The organism is Paracoccus sp. SY, assembly GCF_002901215.1.
Lineage (GTDB): Bacteria > Pseudomonadota > Alphaproteobacteria > Rhodobacterales > Rhodobacteraceae > Paracoccus > Paracoccus acridae.
The window spans coordinates 58684-64798 of record NZ_NWMQ01000018.1 but is presented as its reverse complement, the minus strand read 5'-3'; the positions used below and the strand labels follow the sequence as shown (position 1 = coordinate 64798).

The 6115-nt window shown below is 61.7% G+C and carries 4 protein-coding genes; all 4 read left to right on the top strand.

From position 1 onward, the window contains the following. Window positions 1-507: 507 nt before the first annotated feature. The 4 genes from dhaL (CK944_RS13890) to CK944_RS13875 all read left to right on the top strand — a co-directional run bounded on the left by dhaL (CK944_RS13890) (window position 508) and on the right by CK944_RS13875 (window position 6075). Window positions 508-2241: a dihydroxyacetone kinase subunit DhaL gene (gene dhaL / locus CK944_RS13890; protein ID WP_103173666.1), complete on the top strand. Its 1734-nt coding sequence runs from the start codon at window positions 508-510 to the stop codon at window positions 2239-2241. 1 nt (window position 2242) lies between these two features. Further along, the gene (gene dhaL / locus CK944_RS13885; protein WP_103173665.1) at window positions 2243-2905 is read left to right on the top strand and encodes a dihydroxyacetone kinase subunit DhaL; all 663 of its coding nucleotides are present in this window, start codon (window positions 2243-2245) and stop codon (window positions 2903-2905) included. Window positions 2906-2940: 35 nt separating this feature from the next. Further along, the gene (locus CK944_RS13880; RefSeq protein ID WP_103173664.1) at window positions 2941-4959 is read left to right on the top strand and encodes a bifunctional sugar-binding transcriptional regulator/dihydroxyacetone kinase subunit DhaK; all 2019 of its coding nucleotides are present in this window, start codon (window positions 2941-2943) and stop codon (window positions 4957-4959) included. A 132-nt stretch (window positions 4960-5091) separates the two neighbouring features. Beyond that, a complete protein-coding gene (locus CK944_RS13875) occupies window positions 5092-6075 on the top strand; it encodes an ABC transporter permease (RefSeq protein WP_103173663.1) in 984 nt (327 codons plus the stop codon). Window positions 6076-6115 lie beyond the last annotated feature (40 nt).

Below are 6115 nucleotides of genomic sequence, written 5' to 3'. Positions count from 1 at the left end.
CAGCGCAGCACTCCTGTAGTCCAGAGCCGTTTGAGAGCAGCCTGTCGGTACGCAGAGCGGGCTGCTGACGAGCCCCCGGCGAGTGCTGTCGATGAGCGATAATCACCGGATATAGATCAACCATCCTTAGATCAGTCTCTGATCCGCATTTCTAATGACAAATGCGGCTGTGGAAGAGTGTAGGCTAAAACCCGTAGGCTAATTTGCTGTAGCGGGCCTAGGTAACTGGGGCAGATTTCCGGGTAGCTTGGTTCGGGCGGGCCGAAGGGCAAAGAGCTCCGGAAGAAACGAGATGTAGCCCCTTAATGCCAAGCAGTCTCCCATTATCGACAATTTTCAGATACAAGTTGACAACTGTGTAAACTAGAGGGATTGATGCGCTTGCGAGCAATGCTGGAGGAGCAACTCGCAAAAAGGGGAGTGCCTGACGACCGTCGTAGTTGCCGCCTGCCTTTGGTCTGGCGGGCCTCAGATCGTCATTCGTTCCGCGCAAGGAGAGGCAGGAGCATGCAAAGGTTCATCAACAATCCGGATGACATTGTCGACGAGACAGTTGCAGGGTTCGTCCGTGCACATCGCAACCTGGTACGCCTGTCTCCCGATAACCCGCGCGTCGTCATTTCGACGGCGGCACCACAGCCGGGACGAGTAGGGATCGTGACAGGCGGTGGTTCGGGTCACGAGCCAGCTTTCATTGGCTATACAGGCCATAACTTGGTCGATGCCGTCGCGGTGGGCGAGCTTTTCTCCTCTCCGACAGCAAAGAGCTTTGCCGATGCGATCCGCGCGGCCGACGGTGGCGTGGGCGTTGCGGTGCTGTACGGTAATTATGCCGGGGACAACATGAATGTCCGTATGGCGAAAGAAATGGTGGCGCCCGACGGAATAGAGATCGCCACGGTCGTGGCAAACGACGATGTCTGCTCGGCCCCCGCGTCCGAACGCGAAAAGCGGCGCGGCGTGGCGGGTGAGATATTCATGTGGAAGATCGGCGGGGCAAAAGCCGCACAAGGTGGATCACTATCCGAAGTTGTAGCGGCGGCGCAGAAGGCTGTCGATGCCTGCCGTTCAGTCGGGGTGGGACTTGCGCCCTGCACACTTCCGGCGGTCGGCCATGCTAACTTTGCGATAGACGCGGGCATGATGGAGGTCGGGATCGGCCACCATGGTGAACCGGGCGCCCGTGTGGAGCCGCTGAAGACCGCCGACGAGGTCGCCGACGACATGCTGCAGATCGTGCTGGAAGATCATGACCTGCCAGCGGGGGTCGAAGTGGCTGTCTTGCTGTCCGGCCTTGGTGCAACGCCAGTGAACGAGCTTTATGTCCTTTATGACCGCATCGAAAGCCAGCTTGATGCCAAAGGGGTTCATGTCCACAAGGCATTCGTCGGCAACTATTTCACTTCGCTGGAAATGGTTGGCGCAACGCTGACCGTGTTGGCGCTGGATGCCGAACTCAAGGCGCTTCTCGATCACCCCGCCGAGGCGCCGGGGATGACAAATGGCCATGTGGCGCCCTCAGCGAATGCGGGCGCAGCGCACAGCCGCCATGCAAATACAGACCACGGGCAGGAAAGCGTCGCCACGAAGAACGTAGCGATCGCCGGGCCCTCCGTCTCCGTTGCTGGGACCGGCGCGATCGTGCGCGAACTGGCCGAAGTGATCATTGCGAACAAGGCGCATCTGTCGGAAATCGACGGACTGATCGGAGATGGCGATCATGGCATCAACATGTCCAAAGGCTTTGGACGCACGGCCCAGAGGATTGCGGAAAGAGACCTTTCATTGGATCAAGCACTGCGGATCCTTTCTGATATCCTAATGGGTGAGATCGGAGGCTCGATGGGGCCGCTTTATGGCTTCATGTTCGCGGGGATGGCGCAAGAGGTTGCGGGCCGTCCCGCTATTGATGCGGCGGGTTTCTCGGCAATGATGAACGCGGCACTGGCAGGTGTACGGCGCACCGGGTCGGCAAAGGTCGGTGACAAGACCCTGATCGACTGCCTTGTTCCGGCGGTCGCGGCCTTCGATGCCGCGCGTGATGCAGGCTTTGCTGCGGCGTTGGAGGAAATGAGCGAAGCGGCCGTGAAGGGGCGCGACAGCACCGTTGATCTGGTGGCCAAGGTTGGTCGCGCAAGCCGGCTAGGCGAACGCTCGCGCGGGGTGCCCGACGCAGGCGCGACCTCTTGCTGTCTGATCCTGACAACGCTTGCGGCATCGTTCCGGAAGCGACTGGCCTGACATGGACGGCCTGGACGCCCAGCAGTTGATAGCTTTGTTCCGCCTGATCTCGTTGCGGCTCGACGAGGCGCGGCAGATGCTCGGCCAACTGGATGGCGCGATCGGGGATGCCGATCACGGCAACTCCATGGCCGAGGGGTTTGCCGCAGTGGTCCGTGCGTCAGCCCAGGCCTCCTCTCGAGGTGCGGGGGTGGGTGACCTGTTTGCCATTGCCGCCGAAAGCTTTCTGGAGGCCGTCGGGGCAACCACCGGGCCGCTTTACGCAAGCGCCTTTCTGTCTGCTGGGCAAAGATATTGTGGCATGCAGAGCCTGCCCACGGCTCACCTGCCCGATCTAATCCCTGCCTTCGCAATGGGCATTGCGGAGCGGGGTAAGGCAAGCGCGGGCGACAAAACCATGCTGGACGCATGGGCTCCCGCTGCGCGTGCCGTGGTCGATGCACAAGCGGCGGGCTCTGCCCCTCTGACCGTACTCGATGTCGCTCTGAAGGCCGCGGAAGAGGGGCGTGAGGCCACTCGCGCCATGATTGCTACCGTTGGTCGTGCCTCCCGGCTTGGCCAGCGTAGCCTGGGTCATGTGGATCCGGGCGCCGCATCTGCTGTCATCATCATTGCTGCGTTGCGTGACGGACTTGCTCTGCATCTGGGGCAGGGGGCCGGCTGATGGCTGCAAGGAGGGAAACTGGTGTTCTCGCGGAAATGCCGATGCCGTTCGGTGATGACGCTCTGTTGTGGGCGGCTTGGCTGTACTACGAAGACGGCCTGACCCAGGGCGAAGTGGCCCAGAAGATGGGGCTTTCGCGTGCGTCGGTGAACGCTTGGCTGGCCGAGGCACGCAGCCGCGGGATCGTCAACATCCAGATACAGCCCGAACGCTTCCGGTCGGTTTCGATCGCGCGTGCGCTGAAGAATCAGTTCGCGCTGCAGGACTGTCTGGTAATTCCGTCCGAGGGGGAGGGCGGATCACTGACCGACCGGCTGGGCCGGGCAGCGGCGCAGGTGTTGAAGCGGCTGGTCCGGTCGGGCGACACCCTGGCGGTGACATGGGGGCGCGCTGTGCTTGCGGCGGCTGAAGCGTTTGATCATCGCGGACTTGCCGACATTCGCGTCGTACAGGCGACCGGATCGACGACGGCTCGGATCCCTTGGACACCTGAAGCCTGCGCCTCGCGATTGGCATCTGCGCTCGGCGCGCGATGGATTCCCCTTTCAGTCCCGGCAATCGTGTCGTCCCCCGAAATACGCGACCTGCTGTTGGCCGAGCCGGTTCTGTCTGAACAGCTCGAGGTGCTGCGCGAGGCGAACCGCATCGTCATGGGCATTTCGTCTATGCGACCGGAAAGCACGATCCACACATCTGGTTTCTTGGACGGGATCGATCGCCACGCCCACTACCAGGACGCAGTAGGCAGCCTGACGGGTCGCTTCATATCTGCGCGCGGGGCAGCGGTTGCCGGGCCGCTGGACAACTGCACCATCGGTCTTGATCTTGGCCAGCTGCTGACGGTCCCGCAAAAGATCGCGGTGGCGGGGGGGATCGATAAGGTGGCGGCGATCCTAGCCGCCTTGCGCGGAGGCTATGTCGATGTTCTGGTCACGGATGCCCTGACCGCGCGCGGCGTGTTGACAGCAGATGGCTGGCAGGAGCAGCCGCGCCGCTTTGAAGCCTTGCAGGAGGCTGGCAAAACTCTGCCGCGCAGCACCGGCAAGAAGTTGATGAATGCCGCGAAGGATCTGGTGGACGAATCTTTGGCCGGGGCACTGGTGGCGCACGAGGCGTTGATCGCTCCGGTCCCTGGCACCGGCCGCGCGGTTGTGTCCCGTGCAGGCCTGCGTCCCGGCAAGGTCGGCATCGTGATCGGTGGAGGGGCAGGGCACGAGCCAGGCTTCTGGGGGTATGTTGGCAAGGGCTTGGCCGATGCCGCCGTTGTCGGCAATATCTTCGCGGCGCCGCCGCCTGGCCCTATCCTTGCCGCCAGCCGGGCAGTCGATGGTGGTGCAGGACTGCTCTATATCTACGGGAACTTCTCCGGCGATGTCATGAACTTCAGCATGGCGCGTGAGATGGCCGAGGCGGCAGGCATCCCAGTGCGCCAGATTGTGACGAACGACGACATCGCATCGTCACCACCCGACAATCGAGGCGCACGCAGGGGCGTGGCGGGCAATGTGTTCGTCTTTCGCATCGCCGGCGCGGCGGCTGATTTGGGTGCGTCGCTGGACGCCTGCGAAGCCGTTACCCGGCGTGCGGCGCAGCGAACCTACACAATGGGTCTGGCGCTGGAACCTGCGCGCCTTCCCGATACGCAGCGCCCGAGTTTCGATCTGGATGCAGACCAGATGGAGATCGGCGTGGGGGTGCACGGAGAGCCCGGCGTAGAGCGAAGGCCGATGGCCAGTGCGGACGATGCCGCCGATCTGCTGCTGGACCGTATCTTGGCTGAAATGGCGCCCTCGACCGGCGACCGTGTTGCGGTACTTGTGAACTCGCTTGGTGGCACTCCTGCGATGGAGCTCTATGTCCTGACCCGCCGTATCCGCCAACGCCTCAAGGCGCATGGCATCGGCGTACACCGCACCTTGGTCGGTCCGTTCTATACATCGATGGACATGGAAGGTGTCTCGCTATCGATGATCCATCTGGATGACGAGCTTGCCGCCCTTCTAGACCATCCCTGTCAAGCGCCGGCGCTAACGATCGCAGGACAGTCGACATGATGGGCATTGGAAAGAAGCGCGCTCCATATCCATCCGGGCTGTTATTGAGTTTTGCCACTCATAAATGTCGAAATACAAAAGGAATAGCGGTGGTGGAAACAGCGTCCCCGAAACCGATTGAGGGAGAGAGACATGCCGCATATTGCTGATCGCCAGGCGGTGTGTTTGACCTTGATCAACGTGATCGTGCTTGTCGCCGGCGCCTTGCTGGCAGGATCGAACTTCGTTGACAGCTATAATTTGCAGATCATGGCTGCGCAGGTGCCGGAGCTTGGTCTGCTGGCTCTTGGCGTTACGCTGGCGATGATCTCGGGGAATGGTGGCATCGATCTGTCAGGAATCGCACTCGCCAATCTTGCGGGAATCACCGCCTTTCTGATCGCGCGCCAGATCGTGGTTCCGACAGAGGCACCGATGGCCTTTGCCTGGACCTTCGCGGCCATTGCACTTTGCGTCGGGGTTCTTGGCGGGCTGCTGAACGGCTTGATAATCGCCTTTGCAGGATTGACGCCATTGATCGCGACGCTTGGCACGCAGTTGCTGTTCACTGGAATTTCGGTCTGGCTGACGAACGGATCCTCGGTCAGCCTCGGCTATATCCAGCCGCTTGACGATTTCGGCAACCTGCCTGTGCTGGGTGTGCCGTTAAATTTTACGTTGTTTTTGCTGATCGCCGGGCTGGTCGGCTATGTGCTGCGCTGCACGCCTTTCGGGGTCAAGCTGACGCTGCTGGGATCGAACGCGAAGGCAGCGCGTTATGGCGGCATTCCGGCACGTCGGATGCTCGTCACCACTTACATGATCGCGGGCATTCTTGCTTCAGTTGCAGGGATCGTGATTGCCTCGCGCAATGCTTCGGTCAAGTGGGACTACGGCAGCTCGTATGTTCTGATTGCCATCCTCATTGCGGTGTTGGGTGGCGTGAAGCCCGAGGGCGGTTATGGCCGCGTCCTGTCCGTGCTGCTGGCTGCGACGGCGCTGCAGATCCTGTCGAGCCTGTTCAACTTCCTCGGCATCTCGAACTTCTTCCGCGACCTGGCCTGGGGGGTGCTGTTGTTGGCTCTGCTGGCCTCGGCGCGGATGGACCTGTCGCTTTGGCTCAGGCCGACGCGATGACGGATGTGCCTCCTGTCGCGCAGGGCAGGCAGGGCGGCAC

Excerpts from the sequence above, each read along its gene's own strand:
- dhaL (WP_103173666.1), top strand. The coding sequence starts at position 508 with ATGCAAAGGTTCATCAACAATCCGGATGACATTGTCGACGAGACAGTT.
- dhaL (WP_103173665.1), top strand. The coding sequence starts at position 2,243 with ATGGACGGCCTGGACGCCCAGCAGTTGATAGCTTTGTTCCGCCTGATC.
- CK944_RS13880 (WP_103173664.1), top strand. The coding sequence starts at position 2,941 with ATGCCGATGCCGTTCGGTGATGACGCTCTGTTGTGGGCGGCTTGGCTG.
- CK944_RS13875 (WP_103173663.1), top strand. The coding sequence starts at position 5,092 with ATGCCGCATATTGCTGATCGCCAGGCGGTGTGTTTGACCTTGATCAAC.